The sequence below is a fragment of the Kingella sp. SNUBH-2017 genome, assembly GCF_028680565.1.
Lineage (GTDB): Bacteria > Pseudomonadota > Gammaproteobacteria > Burkholderiales > Neisseriaceae > Kingella_D > Kingella_D pumchi.
This window is the reverse complement of the sequence record NZ_JAPHVK010000001.1, coordinates 388,298-411,975: the sequence shown is the minus strand read 5'-3', so window position 1 is coordinate 411,975 and position 23,678 is coordinate 388,298. Positions and strand designations below refer to the sequence as shown.

General features: G+C 61.5%; 28 protein-coding genes. 12 read left to right on the top strand and 16 right to left on the bottom strand.

Annotated elements, in window-relative coordinates:
- Positions 1–109: 109 nt before the first annotated feature.
- Both OP500_RS01995 and OP500_RS01990 read left to right on the top strand, forming a co-directional pair.
- Complete coding sequence (locus tag OP500_RS01995) at positions 110–514, top strand: HIT family protein (RefSeq protein WP_238746043.1); 405 nt, start codon at positions 110–112, stop codon at positions 512–514.
- Between the two features lie 67 nt (positions 515–581).
- Positions 582–1,811 carry an LD-carboxypeptidase gene (locus OP500_RS01990; protein ID WP_274070022.1) on the top strand — a complete coding sequence of 410 codons (1,230 nt, stop codon included), beginning with the start codon at positions 582–584 and terminating at the stop codon, positions 1,809–1,811.
- A 121-nt stretch (positions 1,812–1,932) separates the two neighbouring features.
- On the opposite strand, the gene OP500_RS01985 is transcribed toward OP500_RS01990, so the two are convergent.
- Positions 1,933–2,916 carry a TraB/GumN family protein gene (locus tag OP500_RS01985; RefSeq protein WP_274070021.1) on the bottom strand — a complete coding sequence of 328 codons (984 nt, stop codon included), beginning with the start codon at positions 2,914–2,916 and terminating at the stop codon, positions 1,933–1,935.
- Positions 2,917–3,133: 217 nt separating this feature from the next.
- Here OP500_RS01985 and OP500_RS01980 point away from each other — a divergent pair, with 217 nt between their 5' ends.
- Positions 3,134–4,024, top strand: coding sequence for a DMT family transporter (locus OP500_RS01980; RefSeq protein ID WP_274070020.1), 891 nt, complete (start codon positions 3,134–3,136; stop codon positions 4,022–4,024).
- 422 nt (positions 4,025–4,446) lie between these two features.
- Here OP500_RS01980 and ppsA read toward each other — a convergent pair whose 3' ends face one another.
- Positions 4,447–6,852, bottom strand: a complete 2,406-nt coding sequence (ppsA, locus tag OP500_RS01975; protein WP_274070019.1) for a phosphoenolpyruvate synthase — start codon at positions 6,850–6,852, stop codon at positions 4,447–4,449.
- 246 nt (positions 6,853–7,098) lie between these two features.
- Between ppsA and OP500_RS01970 the strand changes: the two genes are divergently transcribed.
- From OP500_RS01970 to OP500_RS01960, 3 genes are all read left to right on the top strand, one after another.
- On the top strand, positions 7,099–7,458 hold the full coding sequence (locus tag OP500_RS01970; RefSeq protein ID WP_274070018.1) for a hypothetical protein: 360 nt from the start codon (positions 7,099–7,101) through the stop codon (positions 7,456–7,458).
- A 14-nt stretch (positions 7,459–7,472) separates the two neighbouring features.
- Positions 7,473–7,910, top strand: a complete 438-nt coding sequence (locus OP500_RS01965) for a protein YgfX (protein WP_238746050.1) — start codon at positions 7,473–7,475, stop codon at positions 7,908–7,910.
- Positions 7,911–8,124: 214 nt separating this feature from the next.
- Positions 8,125–9,210 (top strand): metallophosphoesterase, encoded by a 1,086-nt coding sequence (locus OP500_RS01960; protein WP_274070017.1) that lies wholly within the window; start codon positions 8,125–8,127, stop codon positions 9,208–9,210.
- Between the two features lie 118 nt (positions 9,211–9,328).
- On the opposite strand, the gene OP500_RS01955 is transcribed toward OP500_RS01960, so the two are convergent.
- From OP500_RS01955 to OP500_RS01945, 3 genes are read right to left on the bottom strand one after another with little or no spacing between them, the layout of a single operon-like run.
- Positions 9,329–9,802: a hypothetical protein gene (locus tag OP500_RS01955; RefSeq protein WP_274070016.1), complete on the bottom strand. Its 474-nt coding sequence runs from the start codon at positions 9,800–9,802 to the stop codon at positions 9,329–9,331.
- 13 nt (positions 9,803–9,815) lie between these two features.
- Positions 9,816–10,211 carry a cytochrome b/b6 domain-containing protein gene (locus OP500_RS01950; RefSeq protein ID WP_238746056.1) on the bottom strand — a complete coding sequence of 132 codons (396 nt, stop codon included), beginning with the start codon at positions 10,209–10,211 and terminating at the stop codon, positions 9,816–9,818.
- Positions 10,212–10,251: 40 nt separating this feature from the next.
- Positions 10,252–10,410 carry a hypothetical protein gene (locus OP500_RS01945; RefSeq protein ID WP_238746058.1) on the bottom strand — a complete coding sequence of 53 codons (159 nt, stop codon included), beginning with the start codon at positions 10,408–10,410 and terminating at the stop codon, positions 10,252–10,254.
- 146 nt (positions 10,411–10,556) lie between these two features.
- On the opposite strand from OP500_RS01945, the gene OP500_RS01940 reads away from it, so the two are divergent.
- Entirely contained in the window at positions 10,557–11,006 is a 450-nt protein-coding gene (locus OP500_RS01940; protein ID WP_274070015.1) for a MarR family winged helix-turn-helix transcriptional regulator, read from the top strand.
- A gap of 97 nt (positions 11,007–11,103) precedes the next feature.
- A complete protein-coding gene (locus OP500_RS01935; protein ID WP_238746061.1) occupies positions 11,104–11,391 on the top strand; it encodes a hypothetical protein in 288 nt (95 codons plus the stop codon).
- A gap of 109 nt (positions 11,392–11,500) precedes the next feature.
- On the opposite strand, the gene OP500_RS01930 is transcribed toward OP500_RS01935, so the two are convergent.
- From OP500_RS01930 to OP500_RS01905, 6 genes are all read right to left on the bottom strand, one after another.
- Entirely contained in the window at positions 11,501–11,713 is a 213-nt protein-coding gene (locus OP500_RS01930) for a PspC domain-containing protein (RefSeq protein WP_238746063.1), read from the bottom strand.
- A 22-nt stretch (positions 11,714–11,735) separates the two neighbouring features.
- Positions 11,736–12,683 carry a cation diffusion facilitator family transporter gene (locus tag OP500_RS01925; protein WP_274070014.1) on the bottom strand — a complete coding sequence of 316 codons (948 nt, stop codon included), beginning with the start codon at positions 12,681–12,683 and terminating at the stop codon, positions 11,736–11,738.
- Positions 12,684–12,880: 197 nt separating this feature from the next.
- Positions 12,881–14,230, bottom strand: a complete 1,350-nt coding sequence (locus tag OP500_RS01920) for a hypothetical protein (RefSeq protein WP_274070013.1) — start codon at positions 14,228–14,230, stop codon at positions 12,881–12,883.
- 99 nt (positions 14,231–14,329) lie between these two features.
- The gene (gene pssA, locus OP500_RS01915; RefSeq protein WP_238746069.1) at positions 14,330–15,091 is read right to left on the bottom strand and encodes a CDP-diacylglycerol--serine O-phosphatidyltransferase; all 762 of its coding nucleotides are present in this window, start codon (positions 15,089–15,091) and stop codon (positions 14,330–14,332) included.
- Positions 15,092–15,226: 135 nt separating this feature from the next.
- Positions 15,227–16,042, bottom strand: coding sequence for a 4-hydroxy-tetrahydrodipicolinate reductase (dapB, locus tag OP500_RS01910; protein ID WP_274070012.1), 816 nt, complete (start codon positions 16,040–16,042; stop codon positions 15,227–15,229).
- Positions 16,039–16,422, bottom strand: coding sequence for an outer membrane protein assembly factor BamE (locus tag OP500_RS01905; RefSeq protein WP_238746073.1), 384 nt, complete (start codon positions 16,420–16,422; stop codon positions 16,039–16,041). The genes dapB and OP500_RS01905 overlap by 4 nt, the downstream gene beginning before the upstream one ends.
- A 216-nt stretch (positions 16,423–16,638) precedes the next feature.
- Between OP500_RS01905 and fur the strand changes: the two genes are divergently transcribed.
- From fur to aat, 4 genes are all read left to right on the top strand, one after another.
- A complete protein-coding gene (fur, locus tag OP500_RS01900) occupies positions 16,639–17,064 on the top strand; it encodes a ferric iron uptake transcriptional regulator (protein ID WP_238746075.1) in 426 nt (141 codons plus the stop codon).
- Between the two features lie 77 nt (positions 17,065–17,141).
- Positions 17,142–17,633 (top strand): DUF302 domain-containing protein, encoded by a 492-nt coding sequence (locus tag OP500_RS01895; RefSeq protein WP_238746077.1) that lies wholly within the window; start codon positions 17,142–17,144, stop codon positions 17,631–17,633.
- A gap of 102 nt (positions 17,634–17,735) precedes the next feature.
- Positions 17,736–18,122 carry an MAPEG family protein gene (locus tag OP500_RS01890; RefSeq protein WP_238746079.1) on the top strand — a complete coding sequence of 129 codons (387 nt, stop codon included), beginning with the start codon at positions 17,736–17,738 and terminating at the stop codon, positions 18,120–18,122.
- A 60-nt stretch (positions 18,123–18,182) separates the two neighbouring features.
- A complete protein-coding gene (gene aat, locus OP500_RS01885) occupies positions 18,183–18,911 on the top strand; it encodes a leucyl/phenylalanyl-tRNA--protein transferase (RefSeq protein ID WP_238746081.1) in 729 nt (242 codons plus the stop codon).
- Between the two features lie 109 nt (positions 18,912–19,020).
- Here aat and OP500_RS01880 read toward each other — a convergent pair whose 3' ends face one another.
- The 5 genes from OP500_RS01880 to OP500_RS01860 form a co-directional block, all read right to left on the bottom strand.
- Entirely contained in the window at positions 19,021–19,371 is a 351-nt protein-coding gene (locus tag OP500_RS01880; RefSeq protein WP_274070011.1) for a hypothetical protein, read from the bottom strand.
- Between the two features lie 265 nt (positions 19,372–19,636).
- Positions 19,637–20,857: an NnrS family protein gene (locus tag OP500_RS01875; protein WP_238746085.1), complete on the bottom strand. Its 1,221-nt coding sequence runs from the start codon at positions 20,855–20,857 to the stop codon at positions 19,637–19,639.
- Positions 20,850–21,548: an ABC transporter ATP-binding protein gene (locus OP500_RS01870; RefSeq protein ID WP_238746087.1), complete on the bottom strand. Its 699-nt coding sequence runs from the start codon at positions 21,546–21,548 to the stop codon at positions 20,850–20,852. The genes OP500_RS01875 and OP500_RS01870 overlap by 8 nt, the downstream gene beginning before the upstream one ends.
- Before the next feature lies 1 nt (position 21,549).
- Complete coding sequence (locus OP500_RS01865; protein WP_238746089.1) at positions 21,550–22,347, bottom strand: ABC transporter permease; 798 nt, start codon at positions 22,345–22,347, stop codon at positions 21,550–21,552.
- 165 nt (positions 22,348–22,512) lie between these two features.
- On the bottom strand, positions 22,513–23,484 hold the full coding sequence (locus tag OP500_RS01860; RefSeq protein ID WP_238746091.1) for an ABC transporter substrate-binding protein: 972 nt from the start codon (positions 23,482–23,484) through the stop codon (positions 22,513–22,515).
- Positions 23,485–23,678 lie beyond the last annotated feature (194 nt).

The window sequence follows — 23,678 nt, the reverse complement described above, 5'->3', positions numbered from 1 at the left end:
AAGGCACAGACGGCGGCGCTGCGGCGGCGGCCGTTTGCGCGTTACAATGCCGCCGTTTTTTCAGGCAGCCTGAAAAGCCGACCCCGCCCCAAAACAAGGAAACCCCGCCATGAACACCTGCCCGCTGTGCCGCGCCGAAAACGAAAACGTGCTGTGGCAAAACGAAAACCTGCGCATCATCGCCGCCGAAGAAAGCAATATTCCCGCCGTCTGCCGCGTTATCTGGCACGGCCACACCGCCGAAATGAGCGATCTGCCGCCGGATGCGCGCGTCGAGCTGATGGACGCCGTGTGGCGCACCGAAGCGGCGATGCGCGCGGTGCTCAACCCCGACAAAATCAATCTCGCCAGCCTGGGCAATATGGTGCCGCACCTGCACTGGCACGTTATCGCCCGCTTTCGCGACGACGCCTGCTTCCCCGCGCCGGTATGGGCGCCGCCGGTGCGCCGTCCGTCTTTCAGGCTGCCTGAAAACTGGATCGAAGCGGTCAAAACCCGTCTGGCGGCAGCCTGAAAAGCAGCCTGAAAAACGTATCAGCTATAATGCCGCCGTTTTCCGACTACTCGCACAAGGAGCCGCGATGACTTCCCACCTTTCCCGCCGCCGCCTGCTGCAGGCTTCGCTGGCCGCTGCCGGCAGCAGCCTGCTGGCCGCCTGCGGCAGCAGCAACCCGCCGCAAACGCCCGCCCAACCTGCCAAGAAGCCCGACATGAACACCCAGCCGCAACCGCAACCCGCCGCCCCCGTCCGCGCCGGCGACAACACCCTGCGCATCTTCGCCTGTTCCGGTTTTGCCGAAGACCCCATCCGCGTCGAAACCGGCATCACCCGCCTGAGCGCCGCCGGCTTCCAAGTCGAAAACCGCCAGGCCGGCTACCGCCGCTTCCAGCGCTTTGCCGGCAGCGACGCCGAGCGCATCGCCGACTTCCAAGACATCGCCGCCGGCAAAGCCGCCGCCCCCAAAGTGCTGATGGGGCTGCGCGGCGGCTACGGCGCCGTGCGCCTGCTGCCGCATATCGACTGGGGACGGCTCGGCGCCAAAATGCAGGAGCGCCAAACCCTGCTCTTCGGCTTTAGCGACGTTACCGCCATCCAAATGGCGCTCTTGGCGCAAACCGGCCATCCCAGCTTCGCCGGCCCGATGCTCTACAGCGAATTCGGCAAAGCCCAGCCCAGCACCTACACCATGGACAGCTTTATCCGCGCCACCACCGCGCCGCAGTACGACATCACCGTTTCCGCCTTCCAAAGCAGCCGCGTGCGCCCCGCCGAAGGCATGGTATGGGGCGGCAACCTCAGCGTGCTCGCCTCGCTGGCCGGCAGCGCCTATATGCCCAAAGTCAAAGGCGGCATTCTGTTTATTGAAGACGTGGCCGAGCAGCCCTACCGCATCGAGCGCATGCTGCACACCCTCTATCTGGCCGGCATCCTCCAGCAGCAGCAGGCGCTGGTATTGGGCGACTTCCGCATGGGCAACATCCGCGACAGCTACGATGCGGGCTACAACCTGACCAGCGTAGCCCAAAGCGTTTCCCGTGCCGCCGGCATTCCCGTGCTGATGAACTTCCCCTTCGGCCACATCACCAACAAAGCCACCTTCCCGCTCGGCGCCCGCGGCCGTTTGAGCGAAGCCGACAACGGCGGCTACCGCATCACCTTCAGCGGCTACCCCACCCTCAACCCCGCCGCGCTCAACCTGTCCGCCCTGCTGCCGCCGCCGCCCGAATTGGAAAACGGCATCTTCGGCAGCGCCCCCGCCGGCAACGGCAACGGCACCACCACCGGCAGCGAAAGCGACGGCGAACAGTAAGTCCGCCCAAGCAGCCTGAAAAAAGCAGCCTGAAAACCCGATTAAGGTTTTCAGGCTGCCTTTGTTTTAGGCTTTCGGCTTTTCAGGCTGCTTTTCCAACCCGCACGCCGCGCGGTCAAAATCAGCTTTCAGGCTGCCCGCAGGACAAATCCTTGTCGTCCAGCACCTGCCGCACGCGCCAGCCGCGGCGCTCCAGGCTCTGCAGCAGGCCGTCGCGGCCAAACAGATGGGCGGCGCCGACGGCAACGGTATGGCTCTCCCGCGGCAGCAGGATGTCGAGCCGCTCCAGCCAGATGCGGTTGCGGCCGGCGAGCATTTCCTCGGCGCCGTGGTGGCGCCAGAACGCCCGATCGGCACGGCTCAGGCGGCGGCTGGTGCGGTTGCTGCGGTCGGGATCGAGCAAGGGCAGCAGCTGCCGCACGCGGCCGCCGTAATAGGCATCGAGCACGGTGCGGATTTCGCGGCGGCCTTCTGCTGCTTCGTCCATCTGCGCGTCAAGCAGGCGGCCGACCTTGTCGGCAGGCAGGCGGTGCAACAGCTTCAGCACGTCGGCCTCGCCCTCCAGCGCCAAAAATCCCTTGTCCAGCCGCCGCGCTTCGCCCGCCATCAGTACATCGACGCCGTTTCCGTAGCCATAACCCTCAGGCAGCAGCAGCAAGGAAAAGAAAAAGCCGGCCACCCCGGGCGCGGTTTTGCTTTCGGGCTGCAGTACGGAAGCGGCGGCGGCATGGCTGCCCGGCTGCACGAAACTGCGCACCCGTGCCATGCGTTTGGCGCCGAGCGTGGCAGACAGCGGCTCGTCCGCATGCAGCATCGAAGCGATCAGCTGCTGCTCGGCGGGGTAGCGCCTGCGGTATGAAGGCGGCAGTATGCCGGTGTTTTCCACCACCAGCACCCGGCTGCGCGCCAAAGCAGCCTGAAACAGCGGCGGCAGCCTGTTCCCGTCCTTGCCGACATGAACGGTGCCCGCCAGATAGCTGACCGGCGCGCCGTCGCGGGCGGCGCACCACAAAAAACTGCCGTCGCGCACGCTGTCGGCGGCAGCGGCAAACGGCAGCAGCAGGCAGGCGAAAAAACAGGTGAAGCGGGAAAAAACAGCAGACATAGCGTCTCCTTATGGGTGTTGATATTCGGATTTCGCCGCGAGTTTTGCATCAGAAAATGCCCGCCCGTACTGCAAACGGCGGACAGCAAAACAGGCCGTCAGGCAGCCTGAAAGCGTAGATACCACACCTGATGCCGCGCCACAAGCGCCGCCGGCTCCGCCCAAGCCGGCCGAACAGGCGTATTATCGCGTTTTTTGTTTGGCAAACGGGGCGCACATGCATTCTTACCGCGGCGAATGGCTGCTGCTTTCGGTATCGCTGATGGCGGCGGCAGGCTGGTTCGTATCGAAAAACGTGATTGCCAGCCTGCCGCCGGCGGCGTTTCTCGGCATCCGTTTCAGCGCGGCGGCCTTATTGTTCCTGCCCTTTGCCCTGAGCGCGCTGCGGACGATGGATGCCGGCCAATGGTGGCGCGCCGGCGCGGTGGGGCTGGCGTTTTTTCTCAATATCTTTTTGTGGCTGATGGGCGTGGCGCACAGCCGCTATTTCGGCAGCGGCGCCTTTGTGTTCAGCTTGTCGATGCTGGCGGCGCCCCTGCTCTCATGGCTGCTGTTCCGCCACCGTCCGCCGCGGGTGTTTTGGCTGTCGCTGCTGCCGGCGGCGGCGGGGCTGTATCTGCTCACCGGCGGCAAAGGCGGCAGTTTCGATACCGGCAGCCTGTTTTTCGCCATATCGGCGCTGGCGGCAGCGCTCTTTTTCGTGCTCAACAACCAGTTTGCCAAGCATATTCCGGTGCTGGCGCTGACCACCGTGCAGATGGCGGCGGCGGGCATTTTGTGCGGCGCCTACTCGCTGGCGTTCGAACATTGGCCGCCGCAGGTGGCGGGCGCGGTGTGGGCGTGGCTGGCGCTGTGCATCGTGGTGCTGACCAATCTGCGCTTTCTGGTGCAAACCTACGCGCAAAAGCTGTGCCAAATCGGCAGCGCCGCGCTGATTATGGTGCTGGAGCCGGTGTGGACGCTGCTGCTGAGCGTGTGGCTGCTGAACGAAACCGTCGGCGCCGCCAAAGCCGCCGGCTGCACGCTGATTCTGGCGGCGCTGGTGATTTACCGGCTGCCGCTGCTGTGGCAGCAGCGTAAAACGGCTAAAGCCGGCAAGGCAGCCTGAAAGTCCAAAGTATCCAAACTGCCAATTTTGCCGCGAACCTCACTCCCTCCCCCGCGCCCCAAGCGCGGGGGAGGGTTGGGGTGGGGGTGGCAGTTCGCAGAACTGCATTTTCTGCTACCCCGAAAAAGTTGCTGCAGCGGCCACCGCCCCCACCCTAGCCCTCCCCCGCGAGCGGGAGAGGGAATACGGTGGCTGATGCATTTTAGCAGCCGGCTTGGCTTGTCAAAACCAATATTTTCGGCATGTAAAGATTTATCGGGTCGCAACCCAAGTTACCTTTTTTCAGGCTGTCTGAAAACATTTCCGCCGCCTGTATTCGCGCTTGGCAAACGCAAAAGCAGCCTGAAAGCGAAAAAGCAGCCTGAAAACCGTGCAAACGGTTTTCAGGCTGCTTTGGTTTGGCTTTTCAGGCCGCCTGAAGCTCAGGCGTTTTGCTGTTTCACTTCTTTGGCCAGATACAGCCAGGTTTCGATTACGGTATCGGGGTTCAGCGAAATGGTTTCGATGCCTTCTTCCACCAGCCATTGGGCGAAATCGGGGTGGTCGGACGGACCCTGGCCGCAGATGCCGATGTATTTGTTGAGACGGCGGCAAGCGGAGATGGCCAGATGCAGCATCACTTTGACGGCGGGGTTGCGCTCGTCGAAGGTGGTGGCGATGGGGCCGCCGCTGTCGCGGTCAACGCCCAGGGTGAGCTGGGTCATGTCGTTGGAACCGATGGAGAAGCCGTCGAAGTATTTGAGGAACTGCTCGGCCAGCAGGGCGTTGCTCGGCACTTCGCACATCATAATCAGGCGCAGGCCGTTTTTGCCGCGCTCGAGGCCGTTTTCTTTCAAGGCCTTGACCACGGCTTCGGCTTCACCGAGGGTGCGCACGAAGGGAATCATGATTTCGACGTTGGTCAGCCCCATTTCGTCGCGCACGCGCTTGAGCGCACGGCATTCGAGGGCGAAGCATTCTTTGAACTCTTCGGACACGTAGCGGGCGGCGCCACGGAAGCCGAGCATGGGGTTTTCTTCGTGCGGCTCGTACACGCTGCCGCCGATCAGGCCGGCGTATTCGTTGGATTTGAAGTCGGACATGCGCACGATGACTTTGCGCGGATACACCGATGCGGCCAGGGTGGCGACGCCTTCGGTGATTTTGTCCACGTAAAAATCAACGGGGCTGGGATAACCGGCGATGCGCTCGGCGATTTCGTTTTTCAGGCTGCCTTCGAGGCGGTCGAAATCAATCAGGGCTTTGGGGTGGATGCCGATTTGGCGGTTGATGATGAACTCCATGCGCGCCAGGCCGATGCCTTCGCTGGGCAGGCCGGCGAAGGTGAAGGCCAGCTCGGGATTGCCGACGTTCATCATAATTTTCACCGGTGCGGGCGGCATATTGTTGAGCGCCACGTCGTCCACCTGCACATCGAGCAGGCCGTCGTAAATCAGGCCGGTGTCGCCTTCGGCGCAAGATACGGTTACTTCCTGACCCTGGCTCAGCACTTCGGATGCGTTGCCGCAGCCGACCACGGCGGGAATGCCCAGCTCGCGGGCGATGATGGCGGCGTGGCAGGTGCGGCCGCCGCGGTTGGTTACGATGGCGGCGGCACGTTTCATCACCGGCTCCCAATCGGGGTCGGTCATATCGGTAACCAGAATGTCGCCGGCCTGAACCTGATCCATTTCGGCGGCGCTCTGAATCAGGCGCACTTTGCCCTGGCCGACCTTCTGGCCGATGGCGCGGCCTTCGGCCAGCACTTTGCGCTCGCCGGCAAGGGTATAGCGGCGCAGGCTGTTGCCCTGGCCTTGTTCTTTTTCCTGCGATTTCACGGTTTCGGGGCGCGCCTGCAGGATGTAGAGTTTGCCGTCGATGCCGTCGCGGCCCCATTCGATATCCATCGGGCGGCCGTAGTGTTCTTCGATAATCAGCGCGTACTGCGCCAATTCGGTGATTTCTTCGTTGGAAATCGAGAACTGGCGGCGGTCGGCTTCGGGCACGTCGATGGTTTGCACCGATTTGCCGGCTTCGGCCTGCTCGGCAAACACCATCTTAATCAGCTTGGAACCCATGGTTTTGCGCAGCACGGCGGGGCGGCCGGCGCGCAGCGTGGGTTTGTGCACATAAAATTCGTCGGGATTGACCGCGCCCTGCACCACCATTTCGCCCAAACCGTAGGATGAAGTAACAAATACCACGTCTTCAAAACCGCTTTCGGTGTCGATGGTGAACATCACGCCCGAAGCGCCGCTGTCGGAGCGCACCATGCGCTGCACGCCGGCGGACAGGGCGACGACATCGTGGGCAAAGCCCTTGTGCACGCGGTAGGAAATGGCGCGGTCGTTGTAAAGCGAGGCGAAAACGTGCTTCATCGCCTCCTTCACATTGTCCAAGCCGTTGATATTCAAGAAAGTTTCCTGCTGGCCGGCAAAAGAAGCGTCCGGCAGGTCTTCAGCAGTGGCCGACGAGCGCACCGCCACCGAAATATCGGCGCTGCCGGCATCGGCAACCATTTTGTCCCACGCCGCCGCGATTTCGGCGTCCAGCTGCTCTGGGAAAGGCGTTTCCAGAATCCACTGGCGGATTTCCTTACCCACACGCGCCAATTCGGCCACATCTTCGATGTCCAAACCGGCCAGCGCGGCGGAAATGCGCTCGTTCAGGCCGTTGTGCGCCAAAAAGGCGCGGTAGGCTTCGGCGGTGGTGGCGAAGCCGCCGGGCACGCGCACGCCTTTTTCGGCAAGTTGGCTGATCATTTCGCCCAAAGAGGCGTTCTTGCCGCCCACGCGCTCGACATCGTGCATACGCAGGTTTTCAAACCAGATAACGTAGTTTTCGGCCATTTGGTGTGTCCTTCAGATTGGCTGTGTAAATGTAAAGACTGAGTAAAAAGCAAAAGCGCGGCTATTCTATCTTTTGTCGGCAGCTGTGTCATGTTTTTTTGCCGCAAAGCGCGCCGGCAGCGGCTTTCAGGCTGCCAGGGCAGCGGCACGGGCAGCCTGAAAACCATCGGGCGCAGGCAGCCTGAAATGTAAACGCGGCGGCGGATTCGGTTAGAATGCCGCCTTTCTTTTGATATTGGGAAGACCATGTATTTTATCGACCGCACCGCCGTGGTGCTCAAACCCACCGAAGCGTTTTTAGAATGGCTCAAGGCCGCCGACAGCGACCTGCCCGATCTCACCCTTTCCCAGCTGCGCGCCAACTGCAGCGTATTTCTGATTCCCGAGTTTGACGAACCCGAGCAGGCCGTCGCCTATTTCGACGATCGCCACCGCGAGATTTTCGCCGCCGAGCTTTCGGGCTGGATGATCGACCAGGCGCAATGGCCGCAGGATATGGGTTTGGAAACTTTCTGGCGCTTTTTCGAACTGGAAGTGCACGACACCGTGCTTGATTTGGAAGACGCCGAACTGAATCCCAGCCCGCTGCTGGACAGCACGGAATAGCATAGGAAACGGCGGTGGACGCGTTTCAGGCTGCTTTTGTCCCGTCCAAACTGCGCCGCGGCCTGTCGCTGCTGCTGCATCTGGCCGCGGCCGCCTGCGCGCTGGCCTATTTCGGCGGCCTGCTGCGGGTAGCGCTGCTGATTTGGCTGGCCGCCGCCGCGTATTGGTCGTGGCGCGAAAGTCCGCGGCGGGTGCGCACGCTGACCGTCGATCCGCAAGGCCGCGCCGCCATCGATACCGGCGCCGGCAGCCAAAACGCCCGCCTGCTCGGCGGCAGCCTGATCAGCCGCCACGCCTGTTTTTTGCATTGGGACTGCGGCAACCGCCGCTTCTGGCAGTGCGTGCTGCCCGACAGCACCGATGCCGACAGCCTGCGCCGGCTGATGGTTTGGGCGCGCTTCGGGCAGCCTGAAAACGACAACCCGCCGCCAGACAGGCAACTGCCGCGCTGAATACCTTTCAGGCTGCCTGATGGTACTGCAAGTCAAACCAAAGGCAGCCTGAAAAAACGAACCGCCGTTTCAGGCTGCCTTTTGGCGGCAAACCCGCCCTACTCGTCCGCACCAACCACAAACACGATAAGCACACGGCTCAAAGCAGCCTGAAAAACACACACAGCGGCCGCCCGCACCTTTCAGGCTGCCTGCCGTCCGATAAGGGAACCCGATGCGTATCACTTTTTTCATCCTGATGCTGCTGCTGATGCAGCTTTTTACTTTCGGACTCGGCCGCTCGCTGCAGTGGCTGTTTGCCAACCATATCGGCCGCCGCGGCCGGCGCGCGCTGATGCTCGCCGCCTTTGCGGTAACCGACGGCCTGATTGCCGGCCTGCTGCTCGAATTGGGCAGCGGCCTTTTCCGCTGGATGGCGGTGTGGATGGTGGTGATGCTGTTTGTGATGTATGCCGCGCTTGCCACCTTCCTGCTCTATCTCGCCCTGCGCCGCCTGCTGCCCGCGCAGCGGCTGGGGCGGGCGCTGCGGCTGTTTGCGCCGCTGTTTTTTCTCGCGCTGAGCGCCTATTCGGTTTACAACGCCTACACGCCGCAGGTGCGCCGCCTGAGCATTACCGTCAATAAACCGATGCCGCGGCCGCTGCGCATCGCCATGGCCTCCGATCTGCATCTGGGAATGCTGATGGGCGCGCGCCAGCTCGACAAACTGGCGGCGATCATCCGCGACGAGCGCGCCGACATCGTGCTGCTGCCCGGCGACATCATGGACGACGACACCCGCGTTTACGACGCCGAAAACATGCGCCCGCATCTGGCCGCCGTGCGCGCGCCGCTGGGCGTGTACGCCACCCTCGGCAACCACGACATGTACGGCCACGCCGACGAAATCCGCCGCGCCCTGCGCGAAGCCGGCATCCGCGAGCTGGACAACGAAGTCATCAATCTGAACGGCATCCTGCTCGCCGGCCGCACCGACGACGTCGATGCCAAGCGCCCGAGCACCGCCGAACTGCTGCGCGGCCAAAACACCGCGCTGCCGGTAATCCTGCTCGACCACCGCCCCAGCCAGATTGAAGAACACGCCCAACTGCCGGTGGACATCCAGCTCTCCGGCCACGTCCACAACGGCCAAATCGCCCCCGCCAACCTGATCGTGCGCTTTCTCTACCGCCTGCACTACGGCTACGAAGCCATCGGCAACGGCCATTACATCGTCAGCTCCGGCTACGGCTTCTGGGGCGTCCCCTTCCGCCTCGGCTCGCAGGCCGAAGTGTGGATTATCGACGTCAAAGGCCCGTAAACACGGCAAAAAGCAGCCTGCGTAGCGTAGCGGAGTTGCGAAGCTAAAACCGTTTGCGCGGCTTTAGCTTCGCAACTCCGCTACGCTACGCAGGCTGCTTTGGTTTGTCCGTCCTTTTTCAGGCTGCCTTCCGCCCACCCGCCCGCGCAAAAAACACCGCCAGATAAACCAACAGCAGCACGCCATTAAGCGCCCCGTGGCGGTCTTCCGTATTTTTGGCGGCGGTAAAAGCGGCGGATACCGCAACCGGCCGGGCAGACTGAAACGCCAGCGCGGAGGCTTGGTGCGAAGCGGGCAGAATAAACAGCAGGCTGTTGGCGGCAACCATTAGCGACACCGTCAGCAGCAACAAATGTTTTTTCCTGATTTCGGCAAGGCAGAGCAGCAGGCTGCCGCCGACCAGCAGCGCGATGCCGGGCAGGGTGGCGGTGGCGACAATGTTGTCCACAAAATACCGCTGCCAGTAAAAGAACGCGCCATCCTGCACGCGTGTGCCCTGATTGAGCGCGGCAAAGGCCAGCGCGCTGCCGGCCAGCAGGTTGCCGCCGATAAAAAGCAGCACGCGGGCGGCTGTGTGGGTGTAGGGTTTCATATTCGGTCTCCGTTTACATCATGCGCTGCAAAATTTGTTCGCCCTTGCGCTGGTGGACAAGCGCCATGCCGACGTGTCCGACAATCAGCAACAGCAGGGCAAACGCCAACGCGCCGTGCGCCACGCCGAGCGGGGCTTGAAACTGCCTCGCCATGCCGCTGGCGGGGACGGCAAACATCAGCGCATACAGGGCAAGATGCCCCAGCTTCACTTTCAGGCTGCCTGCGGGACGGCGGCGCAGGTTGCGCAACGCCCAAACAAAGCGCACCGCCGCAAGCAACAGCAGCAGCACGCCAACCGCCTTATGCGGCGCAATCAGGAATTTCAGGCTGCCGTTGAGATGCCAAGCTAGGGTGTGTTGGCATTTAACTTTTGCAGCGGATTTTTCGTCAGAAAATGGCAGATGCAAGGCAAAAATGCGAGCCTATGCCGCCCATAGGCGAGTATTTTTAACGCGGCAGATGCCGTTTTCTGGCGCAAAAGCCGCCAAAATGTTGAATGTCAACACGCCCTGATGCGCTGGTAAACATAAACGCATAGCAGGCAGCCATGCCCCAATGCAAAAAGCGGGTGAACGGGGCGTAACGTTGCGGGGTGTCGGGTTTCATGGTTTCCTTTGTGTAATAACTTGGAAACCAGTTTACAAATATGGAAATCAGTTGTCAAATTATTTTGCTTGAAAACCGCAACTATTTGACAACCGTTTTCCGCATTTTTTAAACTCACCGCCGAAAAATCATTTGGGAAACACAGTATGGACAATCAGTTAAACAGCGAAGCCCTCAGCCGCATCACCACCGAAATTTTCTACACCAATGGTTTACTGCTCGCGTGGGGCGACCGTTTTGCCGCCGATTTGGGGCTGACCTCGGCGCGCTGGCAGATGCTCGGCGCGCTGGCACACGCCGCCGAAGCGCAAACCTCGCCGCAGCTGGGCGAGCGCATGGGCATGAGCCGTCAAGGCGCGCAAAAGCAGCTCAATCTGCTGCTGGCCGACGGTTTGGTCGCCGCCGCCAACAACCCCGCGCACAAACGCTCGCCACTCTATTCGCTCACCGAACGCGGCGCGGCGGTGTTCGCCCAAGTGCACCAACGCTGGCTGGCGCAGGCGGCGGAATGGGCGCAGGATTTGAGCGCGGAAGAATTGGCGGCGGCGGAGAAGGTGTTGCTGGCGCTGGGGCAGCGGGTGAAGGCGGCGGGGTAGCAAACGGCGCAGCGCACAAGCAGTTTCAGGCTGCTTGCAGATGCCGCTTCGCACAATGGCGGGGCGGCTGAAGATGTGGACAACCAGGAGAACGAATATGTGGTCGATGATAGTTGCCGCCTTTATCTACGGCTGTTTGGCGGGCGCGGTTTGGCGGGCAACGGCGAAAGTATGGCTGCTGCCCGTGCCGCTGACGCTGCTTTTGCTTTTTATCGACGATATCGGCGCCGGCTCGGAGCAGATGGCGTGGTTCCCGATTTGGATGGCGATGGCCGGTCTGCCGACGCTGCTTGCCGGCTACTTGGGCATCTTGGCCGGCAGGCTGCCGTTTTTGCTGCGTCGTGATGCGAAGAAACCGCCGCAGAAAGGGAAAGAAACGGAATAGCCCGAGCGGCGGAGTTTGGTCAAAACGGCGGCGGTTTTTCGCTGCAATCAAAATTTCAGGCTGCCTGTTTTCCCAGAAACAGGCAGCCTGAAAGCCCAAGCGCGTTGCGTTAGCGGTAGGAATCGGCGCCGGCGTTGGGCATCATGATCCACAGGATGATGTAAATCAAAATCCCGGGCACGGCAACGCTGGCGCAGGAAAGAACCACAAACATCACGCGCGTAAGCGTGGGCGACCAGCCCAGGTATTCGGCTATGCCGCCCATCACGCCCGCAATCATGCGGTAGCGGCGGGAGCGGTGGAGTTTGACCAATCGTGTCATATGCAGTCTCCGTTGGTAAAAGTTAAATGTCAGCACGCCCCAGGGCGTGGCCGTCTTCTTGGCAGTACAAAGCATCGCCGTGGCGGTGGTCTTGGGCGTCGGTTTGCAGGGTAATGTGGCCGATGCCTTTTTGCCGCGCCAGCGCTTCCACCGCGCGGCTGACTTCTTGGGCTTCGCGCACGGTCAGACTGCCGTCGAGCACCAGATGGGCGGAGAGCAGGTGGCGGCTGCTGGTGAGCGTCCAGATGTGCAAATCGTGTACGCCCAGCACCTGCGGCACGGCGAGGATTTCGGCAACCAGCACGGCCTGGTCGATATGCGCCGGCGCGCCCTGCATCAGGATGTGCAGGGTTTGGCGCAGCACCGCCGCGCCGCTGTTGGCCACCAACAGGGCAATCAGCACGCTGACAGCGGGGTCGGCCCAGCGCAAGCCGAAGACCATCATCATCAGCGCGGCGGCAATCGCGCCCAGCGAGCCGAGCAGATCGCCCAAAACGTGCAGGTAGGCGCTTTTCATATTGATGCTGCCATGCACGTCGCCGTGGTGATGCATATAGCGGGCGACGACGATGTTCACCGCCAGCCCGAGCGCGCTGACCACCAGCATGCCGGCGCCGGCCACTTCGGGCGGGTCGTCCAGCCGCTCCACGGCTTCGATCACCACCAGCACGGCAATCGCCAGCAGCGTCAGGCCGTTGAACAGGGCAAACAGGATTTCGGCGCGTTTGTAGCCGAAGGTCTGGCGGCTGTCCACCGCCTTTTCGCCGAGCTTGAACGCCAGCAGCGACAGGCCGACCGACAGCGCGTCGGAGAGCATATGGCCGGCGTCGGAAAGCAGCGCCAGCGAGCCGGTCAGCAGGCCGCCGGCCACTTCCACCAGCATATAGCCGGCGATAATGAAAAACGACACGGCCAGGGCTTTTTTGTTGCCCGCATGCGCGTGGTGGGAATGGTCGTGACCGGCACCCATAGCCTGCTCCTTGCGTTGTCCGATAGGCGGAATGTACCCGAAAACGCCCCGGCGCAACAGGCAGCCTGAAAGCCGGCAGTATCGGTTTTGCCGCCCGATTCCGCGCAGCACACAAAAAGCAGCCTGCGTAGCGTAGCGGAGTTGCGAAGCTAAAACCGCCCACCCAGCTTTCAGGCTGCTTTTATCTGCCCGGCAGCTTATTTCAGGCTGACGGGGATAGCGGTGTGTTTGCTTTCTTTTTCGCTGTAATACTGAAAACCGATGCTGTGCTCGCGCTCGTTCCACTGCAGCCGGCGCGACGGCGTGGAATAACGGCGCAGGGTATCTTCAATCAGCGCCGGCCGCTCGGCGGCGGGGCGGCTGTGCAGAAACAGGGCAGCCTGAAAAGCGCGCTGCAGCATGGCGGTATCCTGCAGGCGGCGGGCGTAGTCGGAAAAATCGGACAGCATATCAGCCATCAAGCAGCCTTGGACATTGCCCGCGCACGTCCATACCACCAGCGCATTTTTGTCGCCCGCCGGCGGCCAGTCTAAAGCACGGTCCTGCTGCAGCGCGTTTTGGGCAGCCGAAGTGCAGGGATAGACGTAGTGCGCGGCAATAAGGGCTTGGGTGTGTTCGGCGTTCAGCAGCCGCCGCAGCAGGGGATTGGCCGATTGGCCGTCTTCAAACGGCATGCCGCTTTCGGCATCGACATCCAGATAGTCCGCCGGATTTTGCTCCATCTTGCGCGCCAGATTGGCGATGAAACGAAACTCATCGCGCATGGCGGTGCAGATGCTTTGCTCCTGCGCCGACAGAGGCTCGAATGCGACCGCACATTCCGCAGGCAGCCGCTGCGCCTGCGCCGGCTGCTCGGCAACCATCGCCGCGGCCAGCTCGGTATTTTTGCGGATCAGGGCGTTGCCGATCATCGGCAATATCAGCCCGGGACGGCTTTTAAGCAGGGTGCGGCCGGTTTTGATGTTGCGGCAGACGCCGGCCAGCGCCGCCTGATGGCGGCCGTCCGCCCAATCGAGCGCGGCGGCGGCGGTATTGGCAAACAGCAGGTTGAAAGGCGGCAGCACAAATTTCGACAAATCGTCGTTATCGTTCGGCCAGCCGCGCTGGGCGAACACTTCATAAGCGCCAAGCTGCGCCACATTGTCCAGCAGCGGCCGGTACTGCTGCGCGGCGGCGCGAAAGCGCGGCAGATCGGCGCGCACTTCGGCCAGGCAGGCCGCACCGTTTTTGGCGGTACAGTTCAACTCTCCCGGCTGCGGCTGCGGCAGCGCCTTGTCCGCCAGCTGCGGCACATCCTGCCGCGCCATAATCTGCCGCCCGTAGTCCCGCATGATTTGACGGCGCTCCTGATCGTCGGCGGTGCGGTAGCCCAGCAGCCACAATGCATCGATACCGTTGCCCTCCTGAGGCTCGGGCTCGGCGGCCAGCAGCGCCACATCCGGCCGCGCGGCCGCAATGTCGCGCTTCATCAGCCATTGCGGCACCAGATACAGCGTAAACACCGCCAGCACGGCCAGCGCCAGCAGGGCAAGCAGGATTTTCTTCATGGGACGTCTTCTTTTGCTAAGGCAGCCTGAAAACCAGATCAGCGGTTTTAGCTTCGCAACTCCGCTACGCTACGCAGGCTGCTTTTTGTGTAAGCGGTATCAGCGTTTGGTTTGGCCGGCGCGCCATTTCTGCCAGCCGTAATAAACATAGCCCGACAGGCTGTAGCTCAGGAAAAAGCCAAACAGCACCAGCGCCGGCTCGATGGCCAGCAGCATCAGCGCCAGCACCAGGATAATCATGCCGAAAAAGGGGATTTTGCGGCGGACGTTGATTTCCTTGAAGCTCCAAAAACGGATCTGCGCCACCATCGACAGGCCGGCAAACAGGGTAATCAGCAGGGCGACGATGCCGATATTGCCCAGCCCGTCCATGCTGCGGTCGAGCCACACCAGGCCGGCCACCAGCGCGGCGGCGGTGGGGCTGGGAATGCCGATAAACCATTTTTTATCGACCTTGCCGATCAGGGTGTTAAACAGCGCCAGCCGCAGCGCGGCGCAGGCGCAATAGACGAAAGCGACGCCGTAGCCGAGTTTGCCGAACTGGGCAAGCTGCCAGTTGTAAACAATCAGCGCGGGGGCGACGCCGAAGCTGACCATATCGGCCAGGCTGTCGAGCTGTTCGCCGAAGGCGCTCTGGCTGTTGGTCCAGCGGGCGACGCGGCCGTCCATGCCGTCCAGCAGCATCGACACAAACACGGCGATGGCGGCCTGCTCGAAGCGGTCGTGCATGGATGCGGTGATGGCGTAAAACGCGGAAAACAGCGCGGCGATGGTGAAGGAATTGGGCAGCAGGTAGATGCTGTTTTGCCGCCACAGGCGGCGGGCTTCAACGGGGCGTTCGGAAAAATTGGGATCGGTCATGGCGTCGGCCTTTCTGTGCGGCGGATGCGGCGGCTGGGCAAACCTGCGATGCAGTTTTCAGGCTGCCTGAAACGCGGCGGCGCATCCGAAAAACAAAAAACGGCTTTTCAGGCTGCCTGAAAAGCCGTTTCGGATTTAAGCGGCCGTTTTCAGGCCGAGCACGTCCTGCATATCGAACAGGCCGTGCGGGTGCTGTGCGAGCCAGACGGCGGCGCGCACGGCACCGGCGGCGAAAGTCATGCGGCTTGATGCTTTGTGGCTGATTTCCACGCGCTCGCCTTCGCCGGCAAACAAAACGGTGTGGTCGCCGACAATATCGCCGCCGCGCACGGTGGCAAAGCCGATGGTCTGCGCATCGCGCGCGCCAGTCTGGCCTTCGCGACCGTACACCGCGCAGTCTTTCAGGCTGCGTCCGAGCGCGTGGGCGACGACTTCGCCCATGCGCAGGGCGGTGCCGCTGGGGGCGTCGATTTTGTGGCGGTGGTGGGCTTCGATGATTTCGACGTCGTAGCCTTCGTTCAGCACGCGGGCAACGGTGTCAAGAATATGGAAGCTGAGATTGACGCCGACGCTGAAGTTGGCGGCGAACACAATGCCGGTTTTCTCGGCGGCGGCGGCGATGGCGGCCTTGCCGGCGTCGTCAAAGCCGGTGGTGCCGATGACGGCTTTGATGCCGTTTGCCGCGCAGTAATCAAGCAGCGGCAGGGTGGCGTCGGGGCGGCTGAAGTCGATGAGCACGTCGCAGCCGGCCAAGGCGGTGGCGATGTCGTCGCTGATGCACACGCCGGTGTCGATGCCGCTGGCGTAGCCGGCATCCAGGCCGATTTCTTTGGTGCCGCTGCGGGTGAGCGCGCCGGAAAGTTCGGTGGCGGGGTTGGCGGCAACGGCTTCAACCAGCACCCGCCCCATGCGGCCGGCCACGCCGGCCAGCGCGATTTTCAGGCTGCTCATTGCGCTTTTCCTTCCTGTTTTTCCTGCAGCACGCGGCGGGCGTGCTCCAGCGCGTCGCCTTCCACGCGCGAAACGGTGCCGTTTTCAAAGAAAACGGTCAGCGTGCGCTGCTCTTTGATTTTGCCGCCGCGGCTCAGTTCGTAGGTGTAGTCCCAGCGGTCTTGGCGGAAAGACGGATTGAGCACCGGCGCGCCGATTTCCAGCTGTACCTGCTCGCGGCTCATGCCGGGTTTGACCGCCAGCACCGATTCGGGATTCAGCGGCACGCCCTGCACCACCGGCATTTTGTAATAGGGCAGTTTGTTGACCAGCGAAGGGGTACAGGCCGCCAGGCCACAGAGTGCGGACGCAACAGTCATCCATCGCAACAGGGGTTTCACGTTGTCTGCCTTTCTATAAGGATTAAAAACGGTTTTTCGCGCGTTTGCCTGCGGTTTTCGCCGCCGGCGGCGCAAAGAAAAGCGGGCAAGATACCACGCGCCGCGCCCGCAGATAAAGTGCCAATTAAAAACTTTTATTGTTTGGCTGTCGGCAGGCGCGAAAAGTTTGCTATTATACGCGCCATCTTTATCCGAGTGTATTGAGAAAGCGAAACCATGAACAACATCGCCCAATTGAAAGACAACGGTCTGAAAGTTACCGGCCCGCGCCTGAAAATCCTCGACCTGTTCGAAACCCACGCCGATCTGCACCTGAGTGCGGAAGACGTTTACCGCATCCTGCTGGAAAACGGCATCGAAATCGGCGTCGCCACCATCTACCGCGTGCTCACCCAGTTCGAGCAGGCCGGCATCCTGCTGCGCCACCACTTCGAAACCGGCAAAGCGGTGTACGAATTGAACAAGGGCGACCATCACGACCATATCGTCTGCGTCAAATGCGGCAACGTCAGCGAATTCCACAACCCCGAAATCGAAAAGCTGCAGGAGCAGATTGCTTCCGAACACGGTTTCCGCGTAGTCGACCACGCCCTTTATATGTACGGCGTCTGCGGCGACTGCCAGAAAAAGGAAAAACGCTAAACCCGCACCCACAGGCAGCCTGAAAGCCTTTCAGGCTGCCTTATCCTTGTCCGAAAACATCACAAAACGGAAGTACCATGAAAACCCTGATTCCCGCCCTGGCGCTGGCCGCCGCGCTCAGTGCCTGCGCCGCCCCCGCCGCCGATTCCGCCCACCCGCATAAGGCCGCCGCCATGTCTTCACAGCCCACCGCCACCTTTGCCAGCCGCTACGGCTTCGATCAGACCGTCGATGCCCTGACTTCCGCCATCCGCAGCAAAGGCATGACCGTTTTTGCCGTTATCGACCACCAAGACGCCGCCAAGCAGGCCGGCCTGCAGATGCAGCCGGCCAAAGTGATTATTTTCGGCTCGCCCAAAGCCGGCACCCCGCTGATGGTCAAAGACCCGCTGCTGGCGCTGCAGCTGCCGCTCAAAGTGCTGGTAACCGAGCAGGACGGCCGGGTAACCGTTGCCTACACCCCCGCCGCCGAGCTGGTCAAACACAGCGCCGTCAGCGAAGCCGAAGTGGCCGGCACGCTGGCCAAAGCCGAAATCCTGATTCGCGCTACTGTCGGACAGCAGCAGTAAGGTCTGTTCGTTTCAGGCTGCCTTTGAGTTTTCAGGCTGCTTTTACTTTCAGGCAGCCTGAAAAACCGTTATCCCCCCACCCTACCCGTTTAGGAAACCGCCATGACCCTAGCCTACTGGTGCGTACTGATTGCCGCCCTGCTGCCTTTGGGCTGCGCCGCTTACGCCAAAAAAACCGCCCGCTTCAACTTCGCCCGCGACAACGGCAGCCCGCGCGAATTTCTCGCCCGCCTTGAAGGCCGCGCCGCCCGCGCCCATGCCGCCCAGCAAAACGGCCACGAAGCCTTCGCCCCGTTTGCCGCCGCCGTGGTTATCGCCCACGCCACCGGCAATGCCGCTCAAGGCACCATCAACTGCCTAGCCGTGCTGTTTGTGCTGCTGCGGCTGGCCTTTATCTACTGCTATCTCAACGACCGCCCCAGCCTGCGCTCCGCCGCCTGGTCGGGCGCGATGCTCTGCACCGTATTGCTGTTTGTCGCCGCCGTTTGAGTTTCCCCCGTCAGGCAGCCTGAAAAACTTTCAGGCTGCTTTTGATTCGCCACTTTCGCCATGCACATTCCCTTTCTCGAACCCGGCAACCACCGCTTTCCCGACCCGCGCCCCGCGCTGGCGGAGAACGACGGCCTAGTCTGCGTCAGCGCCGATCTCGCGCCCGCACGCCTGCTGGCCGCCTATCCGCGCGGCATTTTCCCGTGGTTCAGCCAAGACAATCTGCACTACTGGTTTGCCACCGCCCCGCGCGCCGTTATCGAGCCGGACGCGCTGCACATCGGCCGCTCGCTGCACAAACACCTGCGCAATAAACCCTACCGCGTTACCGCCAACCGCTGCTTTGCCCAAGTGATTGCCGCCTGCGCCGCCGCGCCGCGCCCGGGGCAGGACGGTACTTGGATCGAACCCGAGTTTCAGGCTGCCTATACCGCGCTGCACCGCCTGGGGCACGCCCATTCCTTCGAATGCTGGTATCCCGCCGCCGACGGCACACCCGAGCTGGCCGGCGGCTGCTACGGCGTGCAGATCGGACGGGTGTTTTTCGGCGAATCGATGTTCGCCCGCCGCAGCGACGCTTCCAAAACCGCCTTTGTCCACGCCGCCGCCCACCTGCAGCGCTGCGGCATCGCCCTGATCGACTGCCAGCAAAACACCGGACACATGGCGCGCTTCGGCTCGCGGCTGCTGCCGTTTGACGACTTTCAGGCTGCCTTGGATACCCTGTGCGGCCAAGAGCTGCGGCAAGATATCGGCAGCGGCACGCTGGCGGAAAACCGGCTGGCGTAAGCTTTCTGCCTAAAAAAAAGCAGTTGCCGCCATTTTGACAACAACCGTACTATTTCATAAAGCCCTTCATTCGAGAATAGATATATAGGTTAATAACCTTTAAAAGCTGTTATTTGACTAAACCCGTAAGTGGAAATAACCAAAAAAGAGCCCCTATAGCCAATCCAAACAATAAGGATTCAACCCTAAACATATTTAAAATCCAAGGATGAAATTCTAAATTGGCATCATCTATGATTTCTCTATGATGAATTTTTTTACAATATCGTTTTACAATGGATGTTGAAAAAGAAACAATCAAAGCAAAAGATATTATAATATATTTATTAATATGAAATAATTTATCTATAACTAATTCATTTTTAAAATTTAAAAATATGGCGATTCCCATTATAAAAATATAAGCTATGGCGCTTAAAGCCATAATGGCGTTATTTTCCAAATAATTTATCTTTCTCATTACCTATCTCATTTAACTGAAGTTATTGTAAAAAATGTACTCATCATGCCCATTTGTTTGCCGTTTGGTTAATACCTGCGTTGCATACCAGTTTTTCTAAAGTTGGGAATTTCATTTTCCAACAAATCAATACGCCAACGCAAATAGACCTTAATCAAACTATCTAAAATGTTTACATAACAGACAGCCTGAAACTCCGTTTATTCGACTTTCAGGCTGCTTTTGCCGACAACGGCCAAGGCAGCCTGAAAACCGCCCGCCGCGTTTACAGGCTGCGCCGCTGTTTGGCGGCAGGCTGCACGGCCAGCGGCGGGTGGCAGCGGAAGATGCGCCAGTAAACAGGCAGGTAGAGCCAGAAGGCGGCGGCCAGCAGCAGCGCAGGCAGCCTGAAAACGGCCAGCGCGTAGTCTAGGCCGGCATATACGCCCAGGCTGCGGCTAAGGGCGGCAGCAAGAATCAGCGCCAGCGACAGGCGGCTGGTGGCGGGATAGTGCAGTTTCAGGCTGCTGTGGACGGCGCCGGCGATTGAAAACACCTGCATCAGCATCATCAGGTAGCCGCCGAGCATAATCAGGTGGAAGGGCAGCAGCGGGCTGCCGCGCCCGAGTATGCCGGCGGCGCCGAGCCAGACGTAGCCGGCGCCGGTGGCGAGCATGGTCAGGTAGTACCAGCGGATGTAGTAGCGGCGCAGCAGCACGAAGTAATGCCATTCGCGCAGGCGGCCGAGTACCGCCAGACCGGCCGCGAGCGCCAGCCAGGCGGAAACTTCGGGGCGGCGCAGCAAGAGTTCGGCAGTGGCATAGGCGTACACCAGCCATACCGACAGGTTGCGGTAAAACGGGTTGGGCATAAAGCTGCAGTCGCTGCGGCCGGCTTCTTCCAGCGCTTTTTGGCCGATGGCGCGGCCGATGCGGAAATTAATCAGCAAAATGCCGGCGGCAAACAAATGGGCAAGGGTTTTCAGCCACAGAGTCCCACCGCCGGCGGCATAGCCGGCATCGGCGGCATAGCCGGCATCGGCGGCGGCGATGGCGAGCATCAGCACGGTTACGCTGATTTGGCGGCTGTCGCGCGCGCGCCAGGCCAGATGGGCGGCAAACAGCGCCAGATACAGCCAAAACGGCAGCATCAGCCAGGCGGAAACCGCAATGGCAAACGGCGCGGCGGCCAGCGCGGCCAGCCACAGGGCGCAGGTGGCGTAAAAATGGCGCTGCAGCGGGCGGGCGTCGTGCGTCCATTCTGGCAGCGCGGTAAACAGAAAGCCGGCGAATGAAGCGCCGCCGATAATGTTGAGAAAGGCGTAGGCATGAAATTCAAGCGGCGTGGCAGCCAACGGCCACCAACCGGCGGCAGCGAGCGCCCACACCGCGCCGGCAAGGGGCACCAGCGCGGCGGCCAGCAGAAAATAGGGGCGGAAGGGATAGGCGGGAAAGGTGGCGAGTGCCTGGCGCAGGGGCGTGGCGGTTTTCAGGCTGCTTTTATTCATGGTAGGCGCGCCAGAAGGGTTGTTGCAGATAGTGGTTGGTGAAGTCTTCGCCGCGCTCGGCAAAGGGGGCGGCAAGTTCGACCACCCGCCGGCAATGGGCGGGCTTGTGGTCGAGCAGATAAATGCGCTGTGCCAGTTTCAGCGCTTCATAGCGGTCGTGCGACACCATAATGACCGCCATGCCGCTATCCACCAGCTCGTTCATCCAGCGGTACAGGCCGAGTTTGAGCTCGTAATCAAGCGCGGAAAAGGGTTCGTCCAGCAGCAAAAGGTCGGGCTCGCCGGCCAGCGCGCGGGCCAGCGCGGCACGCTGGCGCATGCCGCCGGAGAGCTCGTGCGGGTATTTGCGCCAGTCGGCTTCGGCCAGATGCAGGCGCTGCAAAATGGCGCGGACGCGCTCGCGCACGGCGCCGCTTTCAGGCTGCGGCGTAGTCAGCAGCACGTTTTCCCACAGCGTGCGCCACGGCAGCAGGCGCGGCTCTTGAAACAGATAGCTGATGCGGCGAAAGCCCTGCTCGATCAGGCCACTGTCAAAATCAATCAGGCCGGCAATAATCCGCAGCACGGTGGTTTTGCCGCAGCCTGAAGGGCCGTACAGGCATACCGCTTCGCCGGCTTGAATCGTGAGATCGAGATCGCGCACGATGTCGTCGCCCATCAGGCTGCAACGCAGTTTTTCCACCTTCAGCATGTCAATGCTCCCACGGCATCAGCAGGATGCGCAAAGGTTCGACCAGCAGATATTCGACGACAAAAATCACCGCCAGCACCACCAGCACATAGGCCAGCACTTCCTGGGTGTCGAGCATCGAGCGGGCGGCGGCGATGCGGGCGCCGATGCCGTTGTCAGTAGCAAGCAGTTCGGCCATCACCGCGATTTTCACTCCCATACCCACCGCCACGCCGACCGCGGGCAGCAGGTGGTTGGCCAGATGCGGCAGATACAGGTGGCGCACCCGCCCCGGCCACGGCACGCGGTAGGCTTCGAGCATTTCTTTCAGGCTGCCATCCACCGTCATCATGCCGCGCATGGCGGCGGCAAAGGTGAGCGGCAGCACGGTAATCACAATGGTAAACACCGCCCCCACCGTGCCCATTTCAAACCAAAACAGCGCCAGCACCACCCACACAATCGGCGGCATGCCCAGCAAAATGCTGATCAGCGGCCGGCAGAAAATCCCCAGCGTTTTAAACGAACCGGCCAGCAGCCCCAGCCCGATGCCCAGCGCCAGCGCCAGCGCAATGCCGCTGCCGGCGCGGTACAGCGTGGGCACAATCTCGGCGGCATCAAAATCCGACAGCAAATCCAGCGCTTTGGCAAACACCGGCAGCGGCGCCGGCAGCACCAAATCGCCCAAGCTGCCGGCAGCCAGCTGCCACAGCGCGCAAAACACCGCCACCGCGGCGGCGGAAGCAAATCCGCCCCACAGATAATGCAGGGTCTGGGCAAAACGGCCGCGCCGCAGCGGACCGCCGGAATCGGTAATCATCTCGGTAAAACAGTCGGCAAAACAAAAAAACGGCAAACAAAAACGCGGCAGCAGCGCCACCGGCGCCAGTATAAAGCAATGCGCCGCCCGCCAAAACGGCAGGCAGCCTGAAAAGCCGGAATGCGGTTTTCAGGCTGCCTTTGTTATCGGCCGCCGCGCAGGCGTTCAGACAAACAGGCTGTCCGCCGGCAGCTTGCCGCCGACAATCGCCGGATTGAGCTGGTAGAGCTCGCGGAAAAACAGCTTGATGCCGGCGGCGGCTTCTTTGGCCGGCGTTGCCGCCAGACGGGCATGCGGCAGACCCGCCGCCAGCGCCTGCTCGGGCAGGCCGAGATGCTTGGCGCCGATGGCCGCGGCCTGCGCCGCATTGGCCTTGCTCCAAGCCGCCGCCTGCAGCAGATCGGCCTGCAGCCGGCGCACCGCGTCGCCGTTTTGCTTCAGAAAAGCGCCGCTGACCATCAGCCCCGCCTGCGGAATGCCGCCGGAAACCTTCATCGTTTTTTCCCATTCCTGCTGCATATCCAGCGCACGCACCACGTTCTGCCCCATTTGGCGGCCGCGGATAATGCCCATGCTCACCATCGGCTCGGGCAGCAGCGCGAAGTCGGCGCGTTTTTGCATAAACATCATCATCGCTTCCGGCGGCGTGGCGGCGTATTGGACGCGGATGCGCGAAAAATCGATTTTCAGCCGCCGGCACAGCGCCTGCAGCACCAAATCCGGCATATCGTTTTTAAACGGCAGCGCCAGCGTTTTGCCCGCCAAATCGCCGATGCCCGACAGCGCACGGTCGCGCCCCAGCACATACAGCAGGCCGAAGCTCATAATATTGACCAGCTTCACATCCTGCCCGCGCGCCGCCAGATTGGCCGCCACATAGCTCGGCACCACGCTGGCCTGCATCGTGCCGTTGGCCAGGCCGGCACGCAGCGCATCAACATTGCGCCACACCTTCACATCAAACGGCCGGCTGTTTTTCAGCTCGCCCCGCTGCGCCGCCACACCCAGCAGCACAGTAGGCATCACCGGCGGGCCGTACACCGTAAACTTGGTTTTGCTGTCGGCCGCCAACAGCCCCGGACTGCACACCGCCGCAGCGGATGCGCCCATCAGTTGGAGAAAATGTCTGCGTTTCATGGAAAACTCCTGTTCTCGTCGGTGCAAAAAGCCGCCCTGCTGCTTTCAGGCTGCCTGCGCAACACGGCAGCAGCCTGAAAGCACCTGTGCCGGCGCCAATGGGAATATACCGCATTAGCGTCTGCGGCGCTAAGGGGCGGCGGGAATAGCGGGAAACAACGCCCGCTTTTACCGCCGCCGCACCGCGTTCTACA